The following is a 23,278-nucleotide window of genomic DNA, read 5'->3' as shown; positions in this document are numbered from 1 at the left end:
CGTCGGCCCGCCCTCTCCGGGGAGAGGACGGGCCGCGCGGGGAGCGGGGATCAGGCGGCGGCGTGCTCGGCCACCTTGGCCGGGGTGAGCGCGATCTCCAGGACCTCGCGCACGTCGCTCACCGTGTGCACGGTGAGTTCGTCGCGGACGGCCTGCGGGACGTCGTCCAGGTCGGGCTCGTTGCGCGCCGGGATCAGCACGGTCGTGATGCCCGCCCGGTGGGCGGCGAGCAGCTTCTGCTTGACGCCGCCGATCGGGAGCACCCGGCCGGTGAGGGAGACCTCGCCGGTCATGGCCACGTCACCGCGGACCTGGCGGCCGGATAGCAGCGAGGCCAGGGCCGTGATCAGGGTGACGCCCGCGGACGGGCCGTCCTTGGGAACGGCTCCGGCCGGGAAGTGGACGTGCACCGAGCGGTCCTTGAGGGAGGCGACCGGCAGCTCCAGCTCCGCGCCGCGCGAGCGCAGGTAGGAGAGCGCGATCTTGGCCGACTCCTTCATGACGTCGCCGAGCTGGCCGGTCAGGGTGAGGCCGGTGTCGCCGGTCTCGGGGTCGGCCAGGGACGCCTCCACGTAGAGGACGTCACCACCCGCCCCGGTGACCGCCAGGCCGGTGGCCACGCCGGGCACCGCCGTACGCTGGCTGGACTCGGGGAGCGAGGACTCCGGCACGTTGCGCGGACGGCCCAGGTAGGGGACGAGGTCCTCCACCGTCACGGGCAGCTCGCTCTCGCCGAGCGCGACGTTGGCCGTCACCTTGCGCAGGATCCTCGCGATCGAGCGCTCCAGGGACCGGACCCCGGCCTCCCTGGTGTACTCACCGGCGAGCTTGCGCAGCGCGCCCTCGTCGAGGGTGACGTCCTCCGCGGTGAGACCGGCCTTGTCGAGCTGGCGCGGGAGCAGGTGGTCGCGGGCGATCGCGACCTTCTCGTCCTCGGTGTAGCCGTCGAGCGTCACGATCTCCATGCGATCCAGCAGCGGGCCGGGGATGGCCTCCAGCACGTTGGCGGTCGCCAGGAAGAGCACGTCGCTGAGGTCGAGCTCCACCTCCAGGTAGTGGTCGCGGAAGGTGTGGTTCTGCGCCGGGTCGAGCACTTCGAGCAGCGCGGCCGTCGGGTCGCCCCGGTAGTCGGAGCCGACCTTGTCGACCTCGTCGAGCAGCACGACCGGGTTCATCGAACCGGCCTCCCGGATGGCCCGGACGATCCGGCCGGACTGGGCGCCGACGTAGGTGCGCCGGTGACCGCGGATCTCGGCCTCGTCGCGCACGCCGCCGAGGGCGACCCGGACGAACTTGCGGCCCATGGCGCGGGCCACGGACTCGCCGAGGGAGGTCTTGCCGACCCCGGGGGGACCGGCGAGCGCCAGCACGGCGCCGCTGCGGCGCCCGCCGACCACGCCGAGGCCCTTCTCGGCCCTGCGCCCTCGGACGGCCAGGTATTCGATGATGCGGTCCTTGACGTCGTCGAGGCCGGTGTGGTCGGCGTCGAGGACGGCGCGGGCCGCGGCGATGTCGTAGGAGTCCTCGGTCCGCTCGTTCCACGGGATGTCGAGGACGGTGTCGAGCCAGGTGCGGATCCAGCCGGTCTCGGGAGACTGGTCGGAGGTCCGCTCCAGCTTGTCGACCTCCTTGAGCGCGGCCTCGCGCACCTTCCCGGGCAGGTCGGCGGCCTCGACGCGGGAGCGGTAGTCCTCCTCCTCCGAGGAGGTGTCGCCGTTCAGCTCGGCGAGCTCCTTGCGGACCGCGGCGAGCTGCTGGCGGAGCAGGAACTCGCGCTGCTGCTTCTCCATGCCCTCCTGGACGTCCTTGCGGATCGTCTCGGCCACGTCGAGCTCGGCCAGGTGCTCACGCGACCACTCGACCAGCATCGAAAGGCGGTCGGCGGGGTCGGCGGTCTGCAGGATCTCGGCCTTGCGCGGAGTGCTCAGCCAGGGGGCGTACCCGGAGTTGTCGGCGAGGATCGAGGGGTCGTCCATCTGGTTGACCGCGTCGACGACCTGCCACGCGCCCCGCTTCTGCAGGATCGTGGTGGCCAGCGCCTTGTACTCCTTGGCGAGCTCGTGGGCGCGCTCGCCCGCCGCGACGGCGGGGATGCGGGTGGCCTGCACCCACAGGGCCGCGCCGGGGCCGGTCGTGCCGGTGCCCACGCGGACCCGGTCGACACCGCGCACCACGGCCGCGGGCTCGCCTCCGGGCAGCCTGCCCACCTGCTCGACGATCGCCCTCACGCCCACCGAGCCGTATCGTCCGTCGATCCGGGGAACGAGAAGGACCTCAGGCTTGTTGTCAGCGAGAGCCTGCGCCGCGTCGATCGCGGCCCGGACCTCGGTCTCCGACAGGTCAAGCGGGACGACCATGCCCGGCAGCACGACCTCGTCGTCGAGCGGCAGGACCGGGAGGATCAAGCTCTCACTCATGTGAACTCCAAGGGTTGAGTTATACACACTCAATTAATGGGAGCCAGCGAATGTTCCCGAGGTTGAGCGTGTTCGCTGTGAGCGATCGTAATCGTGTAATCGTTACTTTAAGTTATCATTTCAAGCGCTTTCGTCACTCGCGGGTATCACCAGACACCCGCGAACACCCGGACACCCGGACGGTCCTCCGGACACCCGGTGGTCCGGTGGCTCGGTGGCTCCATAGCTCGGTGGCTCCGTGGCTCCGTGGCTCCGTGGGGTGACGCCGAGGCGTCACCCCACGGCGGGACGCGGAGTATGTCCGCGCTGCCTAGGCTGTTCCGATGACTCCCAGTCCCGCGCGGCAGTCCCTCGCACGGCGTACGCGGGGGGTGTGGGAGACCGTCGTACGGCTGACACGCCCGTTCACCGAGGCGCTGGTGACCGGCAGGGCCGATCCGGCCCGACCCCGGTCCCGCGCCCGCGTGCCGAGCATGCTGGGACTGCTGCCGTTCCAGACGATCGACCTGGTCCTGCTGGGCGACCTGCTGCTGACCTTCACGCTGTTCGGCTCCGGCCTCTCCTCCCTGGAGAGCCAGGCGGCCGACGCGCGCTCGCCCCTCGACCCGCAGTGGATCATGTTCGCCGCCCTGGCCTTCTCCCTGCCGCTCGCGCTGCGCGACCGATGGCCGCTGGCCGCCTGGCGGTCGGCGGCCCTGCTCATTCCCCTCGGGACGGTCGTCTCACGGCAGTTCCTCAGCGGCATCCCCTACACCGCGGCCTCCGCGATCATGTACATCCTCGTGGTCTACTCGGTCGCGGTCCGCTGCGAACGGCACATCACCATAGGGGTGTGGATCGTCTCGGTCCTCGGCGCCTGGATGATCCACCCCGACTCGATGGCCGTCGTCACCGGCATGGTCACGGTGGCCGTCCTGTTCGGCTACAACGTGCGCGCCCGGCGGCTGGCCGCCGGGCTCCTGGCCAAGGAGGAGCGACGCAGCGAGCGGGCCCTCGCGGCCCAGGCCGCGCTGGAGGAACGGGCCAGGATCGCCAGGGAGCTCCACGACGTCGTCGCCCACCACATGTCGGTGATCGCCATCCAGGCCGAGGCCGTCCCGCTGCAGGCGTCCGGGGACGCGCGGCGCCTGGAGGAGGGGCTGAAGGAGATCCGCGCGCTGTCCCTCGCGGCCATGACCGAGATGCGCCGCGTGCTGGGCGTCCTCAGGGAGGGGGACGGGTACGCCGACACCGCGCCGCAGCCGGGCCTCGGCCGCCTGGAGGAGCTCGTCGACACCGCGCGTTCCGCCGGGCTCACCGTGACGCTCAAACTGATCGGTGACCTGATGGGACTGCCCACCGCGGTGAGCCTGTCCGCCTACCGGATCGCCCAGGAGTCGCTCAGCAACGCCATGCGGCACGCCCCCGGTTCGACCGTCCTGCTGAAGATCGCCCGGTACGGCACCGAGCTGCACATCCAGGTGACGAACAACTCCGGGCACCGCTCCACCGAGGAACGGGGACACATGGGACACGGCCTGATCGGGATGCGGGAACGGGTGTCCATGCTCGGCGGGAAGCTCTGGGTGGGGCCGGCCGGGACGGGCTTCGCGGTCACCGCCATACTGCCGATCACCGAGGACGCATGACCTCCTCCCCCGGGCCGGAACCCGGGGTCTCCACGCTCAAGGGGATTCGATGACGATCCGGGTGCTCATAGCCGATGACCAGGGCATGGTACGGACCGGTTTCACCGTGTTCCTGAGCTCGCAGCCCGACATCGAGGTCGTCGGCGAGGCCGCCAACGGCGCCGAGGCCGTGACGCGGGTGGCCGAGCTGCGGCCCGACGTGGTGCTGATGGACGTCCGCATGCCGGTGATGGACGGCCTGACCGCCACCCGCCACATCCTCGCCGTTCCCACCCCTCCCCCGGTCTCCTCCGGACGGCCGGACCCCGGCCCCGTCGCGTCCACACACCTCTCCGCCCTCTCCGCACGGCCGGGCTCCCCCGCGTCCTCCGGCCCGTCTGGCCCCTCTGGTTCGCCTGGCGATCCCGGCGCTCGGCCTTCCGTGCCGAAGGTGCTGATCCTGACCACGTTCGACCTCGACGACTACGTGTACGAGGCGCTGCGCGCGGGGGCGAGCGGCTTCCTGCTCAAGGACGCCTCCGCGCAGCAACTGGCCGAGGCGGTCCGGGTGGTGGCGGCCGGGGAGGCGCTGCTGGCGCCCTCGGTGACCCGGCGGCTGATCGCGGAGTTCGCCCGCGTCGGCCCGAGCCGCCCGCGCGGGCGGCTGGACGACATCACCGAGCGGGAGACGGAGGTGCTCGCGCTCATCGCGCGGGGCAGGTCCAACCAGGAGATCGCCGAGGATCTCATGCTGTCGGAGCAGACGGTCAAGACCCACGTGGGCCGGATCCTCGCGAAGCTGAACCTGCGCGACCGCGCCCAGGCGATCGTCCACGCCTACGAGACGGGCCTGGTCCGTCCGGGCGAGTGAACCCCCCGCCCCCCACCCCCACCCCCACCCCCACCCATGGGGGGACTACCGCCAGCGGCCGTAGTCAAGCCGCACGTTCTCGTCGTCCCTGACGACGATCAACCGGGGCCGCTGGTAGGTCCACCCGTCCGGAAGGAGCAGCAGGCGATCGCCGGACCTGGCGAGCAGCCGGAGGCCCGTGTAGCGGAATCGCAGCTCCGGCGGGCCGTCGCCCTTGGGCGCTGGAGTCGCCGCGGGCCTGGGCGGATCCCCGAGTACGGCGACCCGCACGCCCTGGACGTTGATCTGCAGGTTCCTGGCGCTGTAGAGAACGACCGACGTGCGCTGGGACAGCTCCCTCGCGATCTCGGCTCCGTTCGCCCGCCCGACGTATTCGGCGTATCTGCCCGCCGACCAGAAGACACCGAGGATCAGGAGGAAGGCGAGGAGAACTCCCGTTGGAGTACGCCACCACCCGGCCGGATCCGGATCCCGCGCTCGCGGGAGGGAGAGGGCCAGGCAGAGCGACACGAGCCCCAGGGTGAACGAGCACGGCCCCGCGAGCGGCCACCAGCCGGGATCCGCCCGGGTGATCGACCACGCGAGGGCGGGCAGGCTCCCCGGCGCGGACGCCAGAACCCCCCGGACCAGGCGAGCGCGCCTTGGACGGTCCGCGAGGCTACGGCGCAGCAGCGCGCTCGCCCGGAAGGCACCCAGGGCCAGACCGATCACCACGGCGAACACTCCGAAGAGCACGTTGACACTGCGCAGCATGTAGTCCTGGATCGACATGCCGATGAGGGAGTCGTCGAAGCCGAGATAGTCGGACAGGGTGGCGGTGCGCACCCAGCCGAAGTAGACGAGCAGGGCCGCGCCGACGGTGAGTAAGCCGCCCAGCGCGGAGACCGTCTCCCAGAGCCCCGCGACGGACCGGCTTCCGGGTCCCTCCGCGGCCGCCGGAGGCGACGCGATCGGGACGGACGGGGACGGCGGGGATGGGGACGGGGAGGGAGACGGAGGCGTGGAGGGAGACGGAGGCGGGGGCGTCCGTCCCGGATCGGGAGCCAGGAGTGTGGCGAGCCGGTGACGAAAGCGGGTCAACGGGTGCGCGGAAGACAGGTCGGGGACGGAGCCGTGAGAATCGCTCGTCTCATTCCTCGTCCTCCTCATAACCGTCCTCCTCGTCCTCCTCACCACCGGACTCCTCCACAGGGTCACCATCGACGTAATCGTCGTTCTCGTCCTCCGCGGAATCGTCAGACCAGCGTTCCAGGACCGACGAATCATCCGGATCTTCGGACGCGTGGTCGGACAGAGGAATCATGTTCTGCTCGATCGCGGGTTCGGTGGGCCGATCCGCGTCGGCCGCGTCGTCGGTGAATTCGCTGACGGTTTCCACGGGCTCCGCCGAGCGGACGGGAGCGGCGCTGGGAGTGGGCGGGTCGACCTCGGCGGCCCCCTCACTCGAACACCCGGCGAGCAGCGTGGAAAGCACCAGTCCCGTCACAATGGAAGCGCCGATCCGGACACTTCGCCGTTCCAACCAAAAAGAGGACAGAATATTCGCTGAAGGCATAGGGGTGCTCCCTGATCGTTTCCTCCGGCATCGGATCGACGGCATGCCCGCCGTCGAGTCAATGCGTATAAGACGTGCGCGGCTCGGCCGTGGACTACGGCACGAGAACAGATTCCGGTTTTTTATTCTGCGACATTTCCGAGGCGCCGCCAACTTTCATACTTCATCCGGCGACGTGCCGCCGTGGCGTTCCACGAAGGCCGCAAGATCGGCGCATCGATGGCGATCCCGCCTTCTCCCACGTGGTCCAACGGAATCGCGCTCATGATTCGGCCTCAGCGCGGAACGGGCCGCCTCACAGTGGAGGAGCGGAAGATACGTCGGCAACGAGATTCGCGTCGGTCGGACGCGCGGCAGCCTCTCACCATCCGGCGCGTGTCCGGCCTCAGCCCCCTCGTTCCCGGGAGGGACGGGAAAGGCGCCCCCTCGGGGTGACGCGGGTTACGGGCCGTGATTCCTAGCGTTCTGCCCGGTTCCTCAGACCGGACAGGAGGCTCGCATGTTCCGCCGCACGCTCGCCGTGGCCGCCGCCGCGTCGCTCGCCTACGTGACGGTGCCGGAGCCCGTGGGCGACCGGGTGGTGCGGGTCTACGGGGACCTCGGTACGGCCGAGTACGTCGCGGTCGTCGTCCCCGGCTCCGACACCACGGCCGCCACCTTCGACGGCGGCAGGGTCAGGACGTACATCACACCGGGGGGCGGGGCGCGGGCGCTGCTGGCCGAGGCGCGGACGCTGGACCCGGGGGCGAGGCTGGCGGTGGTCGCCTGGCTCGGCTACGACAGCCCGGCGACGCTCAGCATCGGCGTGCTGACCATCGGGGCCGCCGAAAGAGGGGCCGCCGACCTGCGGCGATACGTCAGCGAGACGCTCAGGGGGAAACGGGTCAGCCTGCTGTGCCACAGCTACGGCTCGGTGGTGTGCGCCGGGGCCGTGCCCGGTTCCGGGGTCGCGGACACGGCCGTCTTCGGCAGCCCGGGGCTGGGCGTCTCGTCGGCCGCCGAACTGGGCGGCACCCGGTTGTGGGCGGGCAGCGGCGCCCGCGACTGGATGCGTGGGGTGCCCAAGCTCAGGATCGGGCCGCTCGGATTCGGCCCCGATCCCACCGCCCCGGCCTTCGGCGCGCGCCTGTTCGGCACCGGTTCCGCCGGGCACAGCGACTATCTCAAACCGGGCGGCGAGTCCCTGCGCAACCTGACCCTGATCGCGCTCGGCCGGGGCGGCGAGGTGTCCCGTGGCTAGTCTCGCGGCCGGGATCGAGGCGGCCACCCCCGAGGGCAGGGACCGCGGGGTGGACGCGCTGCGGGCGCTGGCGATCGCGGGCATGGTGCTGGGGCACTGGCTGGTGACGGCGTGGGCACCGGGCGCGGCGGGGGCCGTCCACATGTCCAGCCCGCTCGCCCACCTGCCGGAGTTCACGCCGCTGTCGTGGGTGTTCCAGACGCTGGCGGTGTTCTTCTTCGTCGGCGGCTACGCGGCGGCGCGCGGCCTCCGCTCGGCGGCGGCCCGCGCCTCAGGAACCTGGGTGCGGGCCAGGATGGGGAGGCTGCTGGGACCGGCGGTGCCGCTGGTCCTGATCTGGGCGGGGATCGCGGTGGGGATGGCGCTGCGCGGGACCTCGGTGGGAACGATCAGGGCGATGGTGGTCCCGGCGATCGGGCCACTGTGGTTCCTCACCGTCTTCGCCGCGCTGACCGCGGCCACTCCCCTTCTCCTGCGCGCGCACCCGGTCGTCACGGCCGCCGTGGCGTTCGCGGTCGTGCTCGGGGTGGACCTGGCCAGGTTCGGGCTCGGCGCCCCCGCCTGGACGGGGTGGGCGAACCTGGCGGCCGGGTGGCTGGTGCCGTACGCGCTGGGGATCGCCTGGGCGGGCGGGTTGCTCGCCTCGCGGCGGGTGGCGGTGGGCCTGCTGGCCGGCGGGGTGGCCGGGGCGGCGCTGCTGGTTGGCGGGTTCGGGTATCCGGCGAGCATGGTGGGCGTGACCGGGGACGCGGTCTCCAACCTCAGCCCGCCCAGCCTGGCCGCGGTCTGCTTCGGGCTCGCCCAGGTGGGGCTGGCGTTGCTCGTCCGCGCGCCGCTGGCCCGGCTGATGCGGCGTCCCCGGCTGTGGGCGGTGGTCGCGCTGGCCAACCTGTCGGCGATGACGCTCTTCCTGTGGCACCAGAGCGCGGCGACCGTGATCGCCGTCGCCGCCCTGCGCTTCGGCGACGTGCCCGGTCTGCTGGCGGTACCCGACGAGCCGGTCTGGCTGCTGCACCGGCTGGCCTGGTTGCCGGTGTTCGCGGCCGTTCTCGCGCTCGCCTGGCTTCCGGGATCGGTGCGCGGGCGATGTAATGACAGGGTGTCGCCATCGGCTTGACGAGGCGGCACGATTTTTGTGACACTGCGTCATAAAGTTTCTCTCGTCGCGGAGTGATCATGAGCGATTCGCCCTTCTCCGAAGTCCTCAGGAACGCCACCTGGGGTGATCACGAGTCCGCCGAGGACGAGAGCTACCTCAAGGCGCTGATGGCGGGCAGTCTCAGCCCCGAGGCCTACGGGGAGATGGTCGCCCAGCACTACTTCGCCTACGTGGCCCTGGAGAGCGCCTCCCGCTCGCTGGCCGCCGATCCCGTCGCGGCGCCGTTCGTCATTCCCGAGCTCTACCGGGAGGAGGCGCTGGTCCGCGACCTGGAGACGATCTACGGGTCCGGCTGGAGGTCCAGGATCGAGCCCTCCAAGCCGACCCTCACCCTGGTCGCCCGCATCAACCAGGTGGCCACCTGGCCGGGTGGCTACATCGCCCACCACTACACCCGCTACATGGGCGACCTGTCCGGCGGGCAGTTCATCCGGATGGAGCTGCAGAAGATCTACGGCTACCAGCCGGGGGGCGGCGTCGACTTCTACCTCTTCGACGGGATCGGCAGCCTGCCCCGCTTCAAGAACGAGTATCGGGCCCGGCTGGACGCGCTCCCCCTGAACGAGGCGGAGAAGGGGCGGCTGATCCGCGAGACCCGGCTCGCGTACCTGCTCAACACCGAGGTCCTGGGCGAGCTCGGCCGGGTGGCCCGCTCCGAACTCGTCGCCTGACGCCCCGCCCATCTTCCCGGCGTCTTCCGGAACGTCCCCCGGAACGGCTTCGAGGACGCCTTCAAGGACATCTTCAGGCTTCGAGGACGTGGAAACGCTCCGGTACGAGATCTCGTACCGGAGCGTTTCCACGTCCGGGGGCCTCGAAGGCCCGGAGCGCCCGGAGGGCGCGGCCCCTCTCCGAAACCGAGGACCGGACCTCAGAGGGCATAGGGCCCGAAGCGGCCCCAGGCCACGAAGGCGGCCAGCAGGAGGAAGGCCACGTTGACCGCGATCCCCGGGTACTCCTTGCGGCGGAGGTGCACGGCGATGGCGCCGATCATCGTGATCACCAGGCCGACGGCGGCGAGCGGGGTCAGGACGGGCAGGATGCCGGTGACGGCGGGCAGGATGAGGCCGAGCCCGGCCAGCAGCTCAAGGATCCCGATGATCCTGACCTGGCCGTCCGAGAAGTCCTCCACCCACGGCATCTGGCCGGACAGATCCTGGCGGGACCTGGTGGCCTTGATGAAACCGGCGAGGAGGAAGACCGCGGCGAGCAGGATCTGCGCGATCCAGAGGGCGACGTTCATGATGCGCTCCGAGGAAATAAGTGAAGGATGCCCTTCGCTTGGAGTCACCGTAGCACAACCGCAGGATCGCCTTCACTTTGTAGAATCGGCTCATGGACGCGTGCAAACGGCGGGGATTGCGCAAGGACGCCGAGATCAACAGGGAGCGGATCGTGGCGGCGGCGCGCGTCGCGTTCCGCGAGGGAGGCCTCGACGTGCCCCTGGAGGAGATCGCCCGCCGGGCGGAGGTGAACATCGCCACCCTCTACCGGCGTTTCCCCGACCGCGAGGCGCTCATCGAGGCGATCCTGGCCGACCGCATGGCGGAGTTCGTCGAGGCCGCCGAGGCGGCGGAGCGCGTCGACGACCCGTGGGAGGCGTTCGCCGGGCTGGTCGAGCACATCTGCGGGATGCAGGCCGCCGACCAGGGGGTGACCGAGGGCTTCACCTCCTGCTTCCCCGGGGAGGCGCTGGAGGCACCGAGGGCGCGGGCGCTGGCGGCGGTCGACCGGGTGATCGAGCGAGCCCGTCACGCCGGGGCGCTGCGCGCCGACTTCACCGGCCAGGACCTGATGCTGATCATGATGGCCAACGCCGGGGTGCTCGGCTCCACCCGCTGCGCCGCCCCGGAGGCGTGGCGGCGGCTGATCGGCCTGATCCTCGACGCGTGCCGCGCCGGCCGCGCCGACCGGATCGCTCCCCCGCTCCCCCCGGCCCCCAGCGCCGAGGACATGCGCAACGCGATGCTCACGGCCCGGCTTCATCGCTGACCCCGCCGTGAGGGACCGCACGACGGCGTCTGACCGAGGTGCCGGTACTGTGCGACCATGGGGCCATGCCCCGGATTTCGGCCGCGACCATCGGCGAGCACCGCGCCCAGACCCAGGATCGCATCCTGCGGGCCGTCTCCCGTCTCTCGCGCGACCAGGGCATCGACGCCATCTCCATGACCGACGTGGCGAGCGAGGCCGAGATCACCCGTACCGTCCTGTACAACTACTTCCCGGACAAGGCGGCGCTGCTGCTCGCCTTCACCGAGCGGGTGACGCACTACTTCATCGACAGCTACGAGCGGGAGCTGCCCGACCGGGCCTCGCCCGCCGAACGGCTGCGGGTCTTCGTCAGGCTCCAGCTCGACGGGCTGCTCGCCCACCCCCACCCCGGCCCCGCCGACCTGTCGGCGGCACTGGGCCCCGACGCCTACCAGCGCCTGGCCGACCACGTCGAGCCGATGCAGCGCATCCTGACGGGCATCATCGACAGCGGCGTGTCGTCGGGCGACTTCCGGGCCCCCGACGTGGCCGCCGCCGCCCGGATCATCCTCGCCGTCATCGGCGCCGAACGGGTACCGCTGCTCAGTGGCGAGGTGACGCCCGAGGAGGCCGAGAGGATCGTCTCGGGTTTCGTGCTCCGCGGCCTCGGTTCCCGGAGCGTCCCGGATTCCCCCGGCCCCTCTGGCTCCCCCGGCTCCCTCGGCTCCCCTGACGGGATCTGAGCCTCCGCGGGAACGGCCGTCACGCGCACGACGAGATCCAGGCAGCGGCCGGGAGAACGCCCGTACGGGACCTGGCCCGGAGGGCATGGCCGCCCACCGCCGCGTTCATGTCACGCCCCCGCCCCGCCGCCGAGACCGCCGAGACCCCGGGGCGTGTGCCGGGCGAGGATCGCGCGGACCTGGGCGCCGTACGTGTCGAGACCCTCGGCCCCGCCGCCGGGCAGGCCCTCCAGCCGGGGAAGCAGGTCGCCGAACGCGTTCACCTCGGCCACCGCGAGCTCCCGCCAGTCGACCCCGATCATCAGGTCGACCCCGACGGCGAGGCTCCCGGGGAAGCAGGCCGCCGCCCGCGCGCAGATCTCCAGGGCCCGCTCCCACCCCCGGGGGCCGAGCCCGGCCGTGACGGCGCCCAGATCACCCCGTACGCCACCGAGGTGGAGGTTGGTCATCGGGCCCCGGCCCGCGCGGACGACCGCGTGGGTGGGCGTGCCGTCCACGACGACCACCCGCAGGTCGATCGCGCGCCCGCCGAGGCTCGCCTTGGGAAACCAGCGCTCGACGTGGAGGCCGTCCGCGGCCAGCAGGCCGACGATCGCCGCCAGATCGGGCTCGTCCTCGTAGCACCTCACCCTCAGGGAGTTGTACAGCTCGCCGGAGGCCAGCTCCGCCGAGGTCACCGCCCTGACCCGGCGGCCCGACGCGTGCAGGGCGATGACGCCGGAGGCCGACGAGCCGTGGGCCGGTTTGACGAACACCCGGCACCAGCGGGCCTCGTCCATTCGCTCGCGCAGCTCGGCGTAGCCGCCGACCGGCCCGGTGAGGGCCGGTGGCACCGGCACCCCGGCCGCCGACAGCCTGGCGTGGCAGCGCCGCTTGTCGAACATCACCGAGACGTCCTCGACGTCGGTGAGCAGTACGGCCCCCGGCGTCGCGGCCACGGCCCGGCGGACCCGGGCGGACCCGGCGACGAACCCGGCGTACCAGCGGGCACCGCCGCCGATCCGGGACGGCTCGCCGGGGCCGCGCAGCAGCGCGTCCGCCTCGGCGTCCTCCCCCGGCGAGTCGATCCGCACGAGCGTCTCCGGCGCGAGCCGGATCTCCTCGCCGCGCAGCACGGACGTCCACGGCACGACGGCGGGGCCGTCCAGTCCCTGCCGGGCGCAGGCGTCGGCGAACATGGTCACCCGCCGGTCGCCCGGCGTGCCCACGACGGCGAGGGCGGTCACGCGGCGACCGCGACACGCCGGGTGGCCGAACACCGGCCGCGACCGTGCCCGCCCACCCGGAACCCGGCCACCCAGAACCCGGCCACCCGGAACCCGCTCACCCGCGACCCGCCCGCTCGGAACCTGCTCACCCAGAACCCGCTCACCCACGCCCCGCCCACTTGGGACATGCTCACCCGCGACCCGCTCATTCGGCGACCGCGACGTAGCGCCACTCGCCGTCGGGCTCCTTCTGGTCGGACACGTCGAGCTGGACGCCGGAGCCGGAGAACGTCGAGGTGAGACGCTCGACCATGGCGTCGGTCAGGTAGTGGTGGTGCAGGTCCAGGCGTTCGAGGTGGGTGAGGGGCCGCCCCGACAGCAGGGCCTCGGCGCCCTCGTCGCTGAGCACCCCCATCGACTGGGCGAGCGACTCCAGCCGGGCCACGACGGGGGCGGCGGCGACGAGAGCGGCGACCTCGTCCTGGATCTCGCTGTTCTGCAGCCCCAGGTGCCTGAGCGCGGGCAGCCGCTCGCCGGACAGGATGTTCTCCAGATCGGCCGCGGTGGTCTCGCCACCGTACTCGCTCGTGCCGAGCCAGGCCTCCAGGTATTCGAGCGCGGGGAACTCGCTCATGCCGACCCCCCTGACCACGGAGGCGGGCAGCCCGCCCGCCTCGAAGCGCAGCACCCTGAGGTGCTCGTGCCGGACCGGCCGCAGCTCCAGGCCCGTCCCGCCCCGGACCTCCAGCCGCTCCAGCGACGGGAAGGACTCCAGCAGCGGCGTGACGTCGCTCTGCTGGATCCAGGAGATCTCGCACTCCTCCTGCGGCATCGCGGCAAAGAAGAGCGAGCGCAGCGCGGGGAGGCGCGCCGCGTTCTCCGTCAGCAACCGGATGGGCCCCGACGCGTCCTTCTCGTACGCCTCGGTCCAGCCTCCGACGATGAGTGCCCTGACCTCGGTGGTGTCGACGGTCTCGGTGAAGCGCGCGAAGTGCTCCTCGAAGGTCTCCTTGGCGTTGTAGACGTGGACCGAGACCCGCCACGCCGCCTCGCCCGCCGGAGGCATGGGGGCGCCCGGGGGACGCAGGCTCACGATGGGCAGGCCCGCGTAGTCTCCGCGGTAGAGACCGTCGACGTCGTCGTTGAACTCGCTGTACTCCATCGGAGGCTCCCCGTCAGGCTCGACTGTGACCGGACCGTCCTATCAGAGGTGCGCCCCTCTCGGAACCGAGAACGCCTGCCGGGCGGGTCCGGGGGTGATCGTCGAGGTGGCCGCCCCGCTCCCGGAGCCGTCGGCACCGGTCAGAGCGGTGCGTAAGGTCGGCGATGATGAGCAGCATGGACAGCAGCATGGACAATGGTCACATCCGTTTCAACTCCGCGACGGGCCGCTGGGTTCTCCTGACCACCGTGCTCGGCTCCGGCATGGCCATGCTGGACGGCACGGTCGTCAACGTGGCCCTGCCCGCGCTCGGCGCCGATCTCGGCGCCGACATGGCGGGGCTGCAGTGGACGGTCAACGCCTACACCCTCACGCTGGCGGGCCTGATCCTGCTGGGCGGATCGCTCGGCGACCGGTACGGCAGGCGCAAGGTCTTCCTCGTCGGCGTCGTCTGGTTCGCCCTCGCGTCGGCCCTGTGCGGCCTGGCGCCCAACGTGGAGACGCTGATCGCGGCCCGTGCCCTGCAGGGCGTCGGCGGGGCGCTGCTCACCCCGGGATCCCTCGCCATCATCCAGGCGTCCTTCGACCGCGATGACCGGCCCCGGGCGATCGGGGCGTGGTCGGGCCTGGGCGGGGTCGCCGCGGCCGTCGGCCCGCTGCTCGGCGGGTGGCTGGTCGAGACGGCCGGATGGCGCTGGGTGTTCCTGATCAACCTGCCGCTGGCGGCCCTCGTCGTGGCGGTCGCCGTACGGCACGTCCCGGAGAGCAGGAACCCGGTGGCCACCGGCCGGTTCGACGTCCTGGGCGCGATGCTGGCGGCGCTGGCGCTGGCCGGGATCACCTACGGTCTGATCGACCTGGCGATCGTCCCGATCACCGCGGGCGTGCTGCTGGGCGCGGCGTTCGTCTGGCTGGAGATCAGGCGCTCGCCCGGGGCGCTCGTACCGGTCGAGGTCTTCAGGTCGAGGGTGTTCACCGCGGTCAACATCGTCACCTTCATCATGTACGCCGCGATGGGCGTGGTGTTCTTCCTCCTGGTCGTCCAGCTGCAGGTGTCGGCGGGCTTCTCCCCCCTGCTGGCCGGGACCTCGATGATCCCGGTGACGATCCTGATGCTGCTGCTGTCGGCGCGCGCGGGCGAGCTGGCCAAGCGCCTCGGGCCCCGGCTGCCGATGACGACCGGCATCCTGGTCTGCGCCGGGGCCCTGCTGCTGATGTCGCGGATCGGCCCCGGCTCGTCGTACGTGGTGGACGTGCTGCTCCCGACGGCCCTGTTCGGGCTGGGCCTGTCGGCGGCGGTCGCGCCGCTCACCGCGACGGTGCTGGCCACCGCCGCGGAGCGCCACGCGGGGGTGGCGAGCGGCGTCAACAACGCCGTCGCCAGGACCGGCGGGCTGCTCGCGGTGGCCGCGATCCCCCCGCTGGCCGGGCTGACCGGCGACGCCTTCGACTCCCCCGAGATCTTCACCACCGGGTTCCACACGACGATGCTGGTCAGCGCGTCGATGCTGGGCGTCGCGGCGCTGCTCACCTTCCTCACCATCCGGGAGAACGTGCTGATCCAGGCGGAGCCGAAGCTGGGCTGCCCGGTGACGGCCCCCCAGCCGGGCAAGTGAGCGTCAGAAGGCGAACGCCTGGCTGCGGACGCTGTTGTCGAAGTTGGACACCAGCAGCTCGGGCTCGCCGACCGAGCGGATCTCCGGCAGCCGGGTGAACAGCTCGCGGAACATCGCTTTGATCTCCTGCCGGGCGAGGTTCGCGCCCAGGCAGAAGTGCGGTCCGGGGCCGCCGAAGCCCACGTGGGGTTTGGTGTCGCGGGTGATGTCGAACCGGTCGGCGTCGGGGAAGACCGTCTCGTCGCGGTTGGCCGAGCCGTAGAAGAGCACCACCTTGTCGCCCGCCTTCAGGCGCAGGCCGCGCAGGTCGTAGTCCTCGGTGACGGTACGGCGGAACTGCATGATGGGTGAGACGTAACGGACCATCTCCTCGATCGCGCCGCCGATGTGCGCGTCGAAGTCGCCGGCGAGCAGCCGCCGCTGCTCGGGGTTGTCGGTCAGCAGCTTGATGCCGTGCGCCATGGTGTTGCGGGCCGTCTCGTTGCCCGCCACGAGCAGCAACGTGAAGAACGATCCCAGCTCGCGGTCGGTCAGCCTCTCGCCGTCGACGTTGGCGGTGACGAGCGCCGAGACGAGGTCGTTGCGCGGCGTCCGCGCGCGCTCCTTGCCGAGGTCGATCACCAGGCGCTGCAGGGCGAGCAGCGCGAGCGTGTTCTGGGCGGCCATCCTGACGGTGTGCGCCAGGCTGGGCCGTACGCCGGAGTAGGCGGTGGAGACGTCGACGTGCTGGTGGACCCTGGCCCGCACGTCGTCGGGGACGCCCATCATGTCGCAGATGACGTGGATGGGCAGCTTGGCGGCCACCTGGCCGACGAAGTCGCCGGGCCCGGAGGCCGTCACGTCGTCGACGATCCGCGCGCACGCGGCGTCGATGTCGCCCTGCAGGTTGCCCAGCATCTTCGGACTGAAGGCGCGGGAGACGATGCGGCGGAGCCGGGCGTGCCGGGGGTCGTCCATGTTGACCATGGACTCGCCGAACACGTGCTTGACCCAGCCTGGCGGTTCGGGGCTGGTCACACCGGGCTCGCTGGAGAACACCTTGGCGTTGCGGCTGGCCTCCACCACGTCGGTGTGCCGGACCAGCGCGTAGAAACCCTTGCCCGAGCGGAGCAGCGGGACCCGCTTCTCCTCGAAGAACACCGGCTTGTCGAGATCCCGAAGCCGCGCGAACGCCTCATGCCGCTCCTTGAGCGGCCGCCGCCAGAATCCCAGGTCGGCAAGGTCGATTTCCATGCCGCCAATCCTGGCATGTTCTTTACGCGTACCGGCCACTTGAATTTCATGTCCCGGTGGGCCGCGTGTCCGAATCACCGGAAACCATCACAGATATGAGAGCCGCGCTCCTCGCCTCCGCAGTCCTCACCTCCCTGCTGGTCCCCGCCGCCTTCCCGGCCCACGCCTCGGCCGCCGCCTGCTCCGGCGTCCCCTCCGACTTCGACGGCGACGGGCGGGCCGATCTCGCGGTCGCCGCGCCCTACACCCGCTCCGGCGACCACGCCCGCGCGGGGTCGGTCACCGTGCTGTACGGCATGCGCACCGCCAGGGAGCTGACCCAGGACAACGCCGGGGTGCCCGGCGAGAGCGAGACCGGGGACTCCTTCGGCTCGGCGCTGGCCACCGGCGACTTCGACGGCGACCGCTGCGCCGACCTGGCCGTGGGCGTCTCGGAGGAGGACCGCTCCCGGCCGGGAGAGGACGGCGACGGCGCCGTACAGCTGTTCCACGGCTCGCCCGACGGCCTGCGGCCCGGCAAGCTGATCGACGCCGGGGACCTGGGCCGCAAGCGGGAGCCGGGCCGGTTCGGCGCCGCGCTCGCGGCGGGGGACCTGGACGGCGACGGCGACGACGAGCTGGTGATCGGCGCCCCCGGGCTGGGCGGCGGCGCGGTCGGGGTGTACGGGCTCAAGGGGCGCGAGCCGTACATGATCACGCAGGAGACCGGCTGGGTGGGGCAGCGCGAGCGGAAGACCGACCAGTTCGGCGCGGTGCTCGCCACCGGGGACTTCGACGGGAACGGCCGGGCCGAGATCGCCGTGGGCGCCCCCGCGGACACCGTGCTGAAGAACGGCCAGGGCTCGGTCACCGTCCTCGACGTCCGGCGCCGCAGGGCGACCATACTCACCCAGGACAGCCCCGGGATCAGCGGCCTCGCCGAGGTCTGGGACTTCTTCGGCACCGCCCTGGCCACCGGTGACTTCAACGCCGACGGCCGCGACGACCTGGCGATCGGCGTGCCGGGGGAGGGACTCAGCGGCAACCAGCGGGCGATGGACTACGGCGACGGCACCGTGCACGTCGTCTACGGCTCCCGCTCGGGGCTGCGCACGGCGGTCTCCGAGGCCTGGTCGCAGCGCTCCGTGAAGGGGGAGCCGCGCTACTTCGACCGCTTCGGCGCCGCCCTCGCCGCCGGGGACCTCAACGGCGACGGCGACGACGAACTGGCGATCGGGGTGCCGGGCGAGAACGCCGTCCAGGTGCTCGCGGGGACCCGCTCCGGCGGCCTCACCAGGAACCACAACCTGCTGGTCACCGGTGAGGGCGGCGACTTCGGCGGAGCCCTGGCCACGGTCCCCGGCCGAGGCCTGGTCGTCGCCGCCCCGGGCAGCGGCAGGCTCACCCTGCTGCGCGGAACCGTACGGAAGGGCTCCTACCCGGGCATCCGCCCGTCGTCGGCGAGGTCACTGGCGAGTGCTCCCAAGGACACCCTGTTCGGCTACACCTTCGCGAGTCCGTCCTCTCCCCGATAGAGACCTGAGGCGGACCGGCGGTGGAGGTCCGTTGTGGAGCAGGTGGAGGTTTTTTGTGGAGCGGCGGTGAAAACCTGAGGGGGACCGGCCCCGCCCTCGCGATAGAGGGTCCCTTTTTTAATTCGCGGCTCAAACCAGCCTGATCGATATGAGCTTTCACCACCGGTGGCAGGAGATTGCCAGCCACTTTTTTCACGTCGTTACCTAAGATGATGAGCATGTTCGACGCACAGCAGAGGACCGTCCGCGACCTACGCCGGGGCAATCGAGCCATCGTGTTGCGCGCCCTCTACTTCCACGGGCCCGCCAGCCGTCAGGAGCTCAGCGAGACCATCGGGCTGAGCCCCGCCACCGTGAGCAACGTGACGGGAGACCTGCTCGCGAGCGGGATCATCGTCGAGGCCGGTCTGGCGGACTCCGACGGGGGCAGGCCCCGCGTACTGCTGCGGGTCAACACCACCCACGGCTACGCTATCGGCGTCGACGTCGGCGAGACGCACGTGCGCGTCGAGCTCTTCGACCTGGACATGAACCGGCAGGCCAGGGCCGAGTACGCGCTGCGCCCGGCCGGGCACGACGTCGATCTGGTCGTCCGCCACATCCTCGCGGGCATCGACGTGGTCCTCGGCGAGAGCGGCGTGCCCAGGGAGCGGGTGCTCGGCGTGGGGGTGGGCGTTCCCGGGGTCGTCGAGATGGGATCCGACGCCCTGATCCACGCCCCGACCTTCGGGTGGGACGCGGTGCCGCTCGGCAGGCTGCTGCGGGCGGGCACCGACCTGCCGCTCTTCGTGGACAACGGCGCCAAGTCGATGGGGCAGGCCGAGCTGTGGTTCGGCGTCGGGCGCATGGCCAGGCACGCCGTGGTGGTGCTGATCGGCTCGGGAGTCGGGGCGAGCATCATCACCGACGGGGCCACCTACCTGGGGGCCAACAGCAGCGCGGGCGAGTGGGGCCACACGAAGATCATGGTCGGCGGGCACAGGTGCCGCTGCGGCGGCCAGGGCTGCCTGGAGGCGTACGTGGGGGCCAGGGGCATCCTGGAACGCGCCGGGGTCTGGACGGAGACCGTCGACGAGCAGGCCGCGCTGGCCGCGCTGGTGGCCGCGGGCTCCCCGGTCATCGACGAGACCGTCACCTACCTGGGCGTCGGGCTGGCCAACCTGATCAACCTGTTCAATCCCGAACGGATCATCATCGGCGGCTGGGCCGGCGTGCTGCTCGGCGAGCACCTGCTGCCGAGGATCAGGAAGGTCGCCGCGGACAACTGCCTGGCGCAGCCGTACAAGACGGTCTCCATCGGCCTGGGGCGCCTCGGCGTCGACTCGGTCGCGCTGGGCGCCGCCACCCTCGTGATCGAGGATTTCCTGCAGGCGAACCCGGCCCCGAAGCCGAACGGTCTCTCTCCGCGCCACCGGAACCGGGCCGGGATCTGATCCCGGCCCGGTTCCGGAGCGGGGTCGAGGTCAGCGGATGCGCGTAGTGGCCTTGATCTTGCGGCTGATCTCCTTTTTGAGCTTGCGGAGGTCGGCGTTCCCGTCGGACGTGGCGATCACGCCGAACGCGGCGGTCGCGGTGCCCCGGCGCGAACCGGCCCAGGCGCGGATCCGCACGGTCGTCGAGTCGCCCTTGTCGAGGGAGGTGATCCAGCACGACAGGTCACGGCCCTTCACCGAGCATTTGACGCTGCGCGGCTTGGAGACCACCTTGATCTTGCGGAAGCGGTTCGAGAAGTCCCCGATGAGCGCCACGTAGCGCTGGCCGTTGGCCTTCCTGTTGCTGACCTTGACCGAGTAGACGAGGGACTGGCCTCGGCGGACGTGCGCGGGAAAGGTGACCGTGTACCCGATGGCGGAGGGCGCGACCGCGGGTGCGGCGGATAAGGCGGGTAACGCGGATCCGGCGGCTGTGGCGGGGGTCGGGGCGAGGAGGGTGCCGCCCAGCGCCGCGGCGAGAGCCGCGGCGGTGAGCCTCGTGGTGAGGGGACTCATAAGCGGCATCATCCACTAAATTTTCCGGAATTCCTCTCACGTTTCAGGTCAGTGACGCCTGTCCTGACGGCACGGTGAACCGGGCGCCGGTCTTCGCGGGGGCGCCGCGCCTGCTGATGTAGTCGAGCGTGCGGAAGTCGGCCCGCAGTTCCTCCGGGGTGACCCGGCAGACGATGTAGCCGCGCCGCTGGTCGAGGTAGGAGATGTGCGGATTCTCCGCGACCGTCTCGGCGATCCGGCCCTCGTCCCGGTAGCCGTCGCCGTCGCTCGCGATCGAGGAGGTGACGAGTTCCACCGCCACGCGGGGCGAGTCGGGGTCGTCGAAGTCGAGCCTGAGGTCCGCCGCGTGGTGCATGTGCGCGTCGCCGGTCAGCACGACCGGGTTGGCCGCGCCCGAGTCGCGGAAACCGGTCAGCAGCCGGGTGCGCTCGGCGGCGTAGCCGTCCCAGGAGTCCATGTTGACCTCGGTTCCCGGCCCGACCTTGGAGTCGCGCTGGGCCATCAGGATCTGCTGGCCGACCAGGTTCCAGCGGGCGCCCGAGCTCGCGAGGCCGTCCAGCAGCCAGCGCCGCTGGTCCTCGCCGAGGAGGGTACGGCCGGTCGCGAGCCGGTCGTCGCAGCCGGACCTGAGCCCGTCCTCGCACGCCTGGTCGTCGCGGAACTGCCGGGTGTCGAGCAGGTGGAAACGGGCCAGCGGCCCCCAGTCCACCCGGCGGTGGACCCGCATCGACGCCCCTCCGGGCACGCTCGTCCTGCGCAGCGGCATGTTCTCGTAGTACGCCCGGAAGGCGTTGGCCCTGCGCCGGGCGAACGCCGGGGCGCCGGAGCTGGAGACGTCCCCCGCCCAGTTGTTCTCGATCTCGTGGTCGTCGAAGGCCACCAGCCACGGCGCGACCGCGTGCGCGGCCTGCAGGTCGGTGTCGCTCTTGTACTGCGCGTGGCGCATCCGGTAGTCGGCCAGCGTGGCGCACTTGCCCCAGGTGTGCTGCCGGACGCTCCCGCCCAGCGCCGTGTACCCCTGGGGACCGTACTCGTACATGTAGTCGCCCAGGTGCACGACCAGTTCCGGGTCCTGCTCGGCCAGTCTGCGGTACGCCGTGTAGAAGCCGTGCTCGTAGTGGGCGCAGGCGGCGACGGCGAAGGTCAGCGGGGCCGACGAGGACACCGCGGAGGGGGCCGTACGGGTGCGGCCGGTCGGCGACAGGTGGCCCTCGGCGCGGAAGCGGTAGAAGTACTCCCGGCCGGGCTCCAGGCCGTCGACCTCGACGTGGACGCTGTGCGCCTCCTTCCAGCGCGCGCTCTCGGTGCCCTTGCGGACCACCTTGGAGAACCGCTCGTCGGTGGCGAGCTGCCACTCGACGTCCACGTCCCTGACCGGCATGCCACCCCGGCCGTTCGCGCCGAGCGGGTCGAGGGCGAGCCTGGTCCACAGCACGACCCCGTCCTTCGACGGGTCGCCGGAGGCGATGCCGAGGGTGAACGGGTCGCGGGCGAGGGTCCGGGAGGGGCCGAGCCCCGCCCCGGTCAGCAACAGGCCGCCCGTACCGGCGGCGGCGACGGAAAGGAACACTCTGCGTGACGGCTTCTGCTCCACGTCATCAGTGCAACCGTTCCAGCTTTCCCCGTCGTGGCCTGCGAATCAAGGCGAGATGAACAGCCGTTGCACAGACAAGTGCCTTACCCACGGTGATTGAACAACGGCCGACCTTCCGGCGACATCGTGACGAAGGTCCGGCCTCCCGCCGGTGGCCACGCGGCACCGGGAGTGACGGCGGCCCGGGACGGTGAACGAGGACCGGGACGAACGCGGACGACGGCGAGCCGGAGACTCGGGGACGACCCGGGACGGTGAACGAAAGCCGGGACGAACGCGGACCACGGTGAGCCGGAGACTCGAGGATGACCCGGGGCGGTGAACGAAAGCCGGGACGAACGCGGGCGACGGCGAGCCGGAGACTCGGGGACGGCCCGGAGCGGTGAGGTGGGAAGCGGGGGTGAGGTCAGCGCAGGTAGGGCTTGAGGTGGGGGTTGAGGGCGCCGCAGCCCAGGTATTTCTCCACGGTGTGGAAGTCGATCCAGTCGAGGTTGACCATGGACTCCTGGTCGATCCCGGTGAAGCGGCCCCTCAGCCCCGGCGGGATCGCCGCGATGTCGTCCTTGTCGGCGATGTTGACCCACCGCTTGACCTTGCGGGGCCGCTCGCCCCAGCCGTTGACCGGGGCGGGCATCAGGCGCTCGAAGATCACATTGCGCATGCCGAGCGGGCTGCCGAGGGTGATCAGCAGGTCGACCTCCAGGTCGGGGTTGGCCCAGAGCGTCTCGTACGTCACCACGCTGCCCAGTGAGTGCGCGATCACCACCTTGGGACGGTTGCGCCTGATCACCTCGGCCACGGCGGCCCGGCACTTCGCGCGCGTCTCGCCCCCGGCGGCCATGTAGGCGGCGACCTCGGGGCAGAAGAGCCTGGCGAAGTCGGCGGCGTTGACCTCCAGCCGGTCCAGCAGCCAGCCGGTGAGCCGGTGCAGGGCGCCGGTCAGCCCCTCCCCCACCACGTCGAGCTGCTTGGCCCAGGCGACGAAGACCTCCTGGGCGCCGACGTCCATGCTCCGCACCGCGCGTACGGAGTCGTCCTTGCTCTCGCCCAGCAGGTGGGCGTAGTAGGCGATCTCGGTGACGTAGCGCTCCTTGGCGTGCGGCTTGCCGCCGGTCAGGCCCTTGTGCAGGTAGCGGTCCCACTTGTCGCGCATCGCGGCGGCGGCGCCGGTGACCGAGTTACCCGCGTCGCGGTAGTAGCGGTATTTTCCGATGCCGTGCACGCCGACGATGGTGTTCACGCGCCCCCGCCTCCTGCTTTCGGATGCCCTGTTCTCACGGGTGTTTGACAACACGTCCCCCGGGCAACTGTGGCGGAAGAAAGCCCCGCCCCACAAGGCCGAGGCGGCTCTCGCGGAGACGGCGGCAACCCCAAAAACATCAACAGGCATCAAACTG

At 71.4% G+C, this 23,278-nt stretch carries 21 protein-coding genes; 10 read left to right on the top strand and 11 right to left on the bottom strand.

Annotation, left to right across the window (positions count from 1 at the left end; all coding sequences use genetic code 11):
- Positions 1–50: 50 nt before the first annotated feature.
- Positions 51–2,417: an endopeptidase La gene (lon, locus tag ABD817_RS16135; protein ID WP_344918729.1), complete on the bottom strand. Its 2,367-nt coding sequence runs from the start codon at positions 2,415–2,417 to the stop codon at positions 51–53.
- 323 nt (positions 2,418–2,740) lie between these two features.
- Here lon and ABD817_RS16130 point away from each other — a divergent pair, with 323 nt between their 5' ends.
- Together ABD817_RS16130 and ABD817_RS16125 are read left to right on the top strand one after the other, a co-directional pair.
- A complete protein-coding gene (locus tag ABD817_RS16130) occupies positions 2,741–4,045 on the top strand; it encodes a sensor histidine kinase (protein ID WP_344918728.1) in 1,305 nt (434 codons plus the stop codon).
- A gap of 49 nt (positions 4,046–4,094) precedes the next feature.
- The gene (locus tag ABD817_RS16125) at positions 4,095–4,895 is read left to right on the top strand and encodes a response regulator (protein WP_344918727.1); all 801 of its coding nucleotides are present in this window, start codon (positions 4,095–4,097) and stop codon (positions 4,893–4,895) included.
- Positions 4,896–4,940: 45 nt separating this feature from the next.
- On the opposite strand, the gene ABD817_RS16120 is transcribed toward ABD817_RS16125, so the two are convergent.
- Together ABD817_RS16120 and ABD817_RS16115 are read right to left on the bottom strand one after the other, a co-directional pair.
- Positions 4,941–5,975 carry a hypothetical protein gene (locus ABD817_RS16120; RefSeq protein ID WP_344918726.1) on the bottom strand — a complete coding sequence of 345 codons (1,035 nt, stop codon included), beginning with the start codon at positions 5,973–5,975 and terminating at the stop codon, positions 4,941–4,943.
- A gap of 49 nt (positions 5,976–6,024) precedes the next feature.
- Entirely contained in the window at positions 6,025–6,450 is a 426-nt protein-coding gene (locus ABD817_RS16115; protein WP_344918725.1) for a hypothetical protein, read from the bottom strand.
- 499 nt (positions 6,451–6,949) lie between these two features.
- On the opposite strand from ABD817_RS16115, the gene ABD817_RS16110 reads away from it, so the two are divergent.
- Genes ABD817_RS16110 through ABD817_RS16100 form a run of 3 tightly spaced genes read left to right on the top strand, consistent with a single transcriptional unit; the run spans position 6,950 to position 9,520 of the window.
- Entirely contained in the window at positions 6,950–7,690 is a 741-nt protein-coding gene (locus ABD817_RS16110; protein WP_344918724.1) for an alpha/beta hydrolase, read from the top strand.
- On the top strand, positions 7,683–8,807 hold the full coding sequence (locus tag ABD817_RS16105; RefSeq protein ID WP_344918723.1) for an acyltransferase family protein: 1,125 nt from the start codon (positions 7,683–7,685) through the stop codon (positions 8,805–8,807). The genes ABD817_RS16110 and ABD817_RS16105 overlap by 8 nt, the downstream gene beginning before the upstream one ends.
- 59 nt (positions 8,808–8,866) lie before the next feature.
- Positions 8,867–9,520, top strand: a complete 654-nt coding sequence (locus ABD817_RS16100; protein WP_344918722.1) for a biliverdin-producing heme oxygenase — start codon at positions 8,867–8,869, stop codon at positions 9,518–9,520.
- Between the two features lie 200 nt (positions 9,521–9,720).
- Here the strand turns inward: ABD817_RS16100 and ABD817_RS16095 are convergent, their stop codons facing one another.
- Positions 9,721–10,092, bottom strand: a complete 372-nt coding sequence (locus ABD817_RS16095) for a DoxX family protein (protein ID WP_344918721.1) — start codon at positions 10,090–10,092, stop codon at positions 9,721–9,723.
- A 92-nt stretch (positions 10,093–10,184) separates the two neighbouring features.
- Between ABD817_RS16095 and ABD817_RS16090 the strand changes: the two genes are divergently transcribed.
- Both ABD817_RS16090 and ABD817_RS16085 read left to right on the top strand, forming a co-directional pair.
- Complete coding sequence (locus ABD817_RS16090; protein ID WP_344918720.1) at positions 10,185–10,841, top strand: TetR/AcrR family transcriptional regulator; 657 nt, start codon at positions 10,185–10,187, stop codon at positions 10,839–10,841.
- 65 nt (positions 10,842–10,906) lie between these two features.
- A complete protein-coding gene (locus ABD817_RS16085) occupies positions 10,907–11,566 on the top strand; it encodes a TetR/AcrR family transcriptional regulator (RefSeq protein WP_344918719.1) in 660 nt (219 codons plus the stop codon).
- Positions 11,567–11,676: 110 nt separating this feature from the next.
- Here the strand turns inward: ABD817_RS16085 and ABD817_RS16080 are convergent, their stop codons facing one another.
- Genes ABD817_RS16080 through ABD817_RS16070 form a run of 3 tightly spaced genes read right to left on the bottom strand, consistent with a single transcriptional unit; the run spans position 11,677 to position 13,936 of the window.
- Positions 11,677–12,792, bottom strand: coding sequence for an STM4014 family protein (locus tag ABD817_RS16080; protein ID WP_344918718.1), 1,116 nt, complete (start codon positions 12,790–12,792; stop codon positions 11,677–11,679).
- Positions 12,789–12,968: a hypothetical protein gene (locus tag ABD817_RS16075; RefSeq protein WP_344918717.1), complete on the bottom strand. Its 180-nt coding sequence runs from the start codon at positions 12,966–12,968 to the stop codon at positions 12,789–12,791. The genes ABD817_RS16080 and ABD817_RS16075 overlap by 4 nt, the downstream gene beginning before the upstream one ends.
- 11 nt (positions 12,969–12,979) lie before the next feature.
- Complete coding sequence (locus ABD817_RS16070; RefSeq protein ID WP_344918716.1) at positions 12,980–13,936, bottom strand: STM4015 family protein; 957 nt, start codon at positions 13,934–13,936, stop codon at positions 12,980–12,982.
- 176 nt (positions 13,937–14,112) lie between these two features.
- Here ABD817_RS16070 and ABD817_RS16065 point away from each other — a divergent pair, with 176 nt between their 5' ends.
- The gene (locus ABD817_RS16065) at positions 14,113–15,552 is read left to right on the top strand and encodes an MFS transporter (protein WP_344918715.1); all 1,440 of its coding nucleotides are present in this window, start codon (positions 14,113–14,115) and stop codon (positions 15,550–15,552) included.
- 3 nt (positions 15,553–15,555) lie between these two features.
- Here the strand turns inward: ABD817_RS16065 and ABD817_RS16060 are convergent, their stop codons facing one another.
- Positions 15,556–16,785, bottom strand: a complete 1,230-nt coding sequence (locus tag ABD817_RS16060) for a cytochrome P450 (protein WP_344918714.1) — start codon at positions 16,783–16,785, stop codon at positions 15,556–15,558.
- Positions 16,786–16,880: 95 nt separating this feature from the next.
- On the opposite strand from ABD817_RS16060, the gene ABD817_RS16055 reads away from it, so the two are divergent.
- Together ABD817_RS16055 and ABD817_RS16050 are read left to right on the top strand one after the other, a co-directional pair.
- Positions 16,881–18,299, top strand: coding sequence for an FG-GAP repeat protein (locus ABD817_RS16055; RefSeq protein WP_344918713.1), 1,419 nt, complete (start codon positions 16,881–16,883; stop codon positions 18,297–18,299).
- Positions 18,300–18,517: 218 nt separating this feature from the next.
- Positions 18,518–19,732, top strand: coding sequence for an ROK family transcriptional regulator (locus tag ABD817_RS16050; protein ID WP_344918712.1), 1,215 nt, complete (start codon positions 18,518–18,520; stop codon positions 19,730–19,732).
- Positions 19,733–19,762: 30 nt separating this feature from the next.
- Here the strand turns inward: ABD817_RS16050 and ABD817_RS16045 are convergent, their stop codons facing one another.
- The 3 genes from ABD817_RS16045 to ABD817_RS16035 all read right to left on the bottom strand — a co-directional run bounded on the left by ABD817_RS16045 (position 19,763) and on the right by ABD817_RS16035 (position 23,121).
- A complete protein-coding gene (locus ABD817_RS16045; RefSeq protein ID WP_344918711.1) occupies positions 19,763–20,287 on the bottom strand; it encodes a hypothetical protein in 525 nt (174 codons plus the stop codon).
- 43 nt (positions 20,288–20,330) lie between these two features.
- Positions 20,331–21,857 carry an alkaline phosphatase D family protein gene (locus tag ABD817_RS16040; protein ID WP_344918710.1) on the bottom strand — a complete coding sequence of 509 codons (1,527 nt, stop codon included), beginning with the start codon at positions 21,855–21,857 and terminating at the stop codon, positions 20,331–20,333.
- 430 nt (positions 21,858–22,287) lie between these two features.
- Positions 22,288–23,121 carry a hypothetical protein gene (locus ABD817_RS16035; RefSeq protein WP_344918709.1) on the bottom strand — a complete coding sequence of 278 codons (834 nt, stop codon included), beginning with the start codon at positions 23,119–23,121 and terminating at the stop codon, positions 22,288–22,290.
- Positions 23,122–23,278: the final 157 nt, after the last annotated feature.

It is taken from the genome of Streptosporangium oxazolinicum, assembly GCF_039537505.1.
GTDB classification, from domain to species: Bacteria; Actinomycetota; Actinomycetes; order Streptosporangiales; family Streptosporangiaceae; genus Streptosporangium; species Streptosporangium oxazolinicum.
Note: the sequence above shows the minus strand (reverse complement) of the source record. Positions and strands in the feature narration are given on the sequence as shown.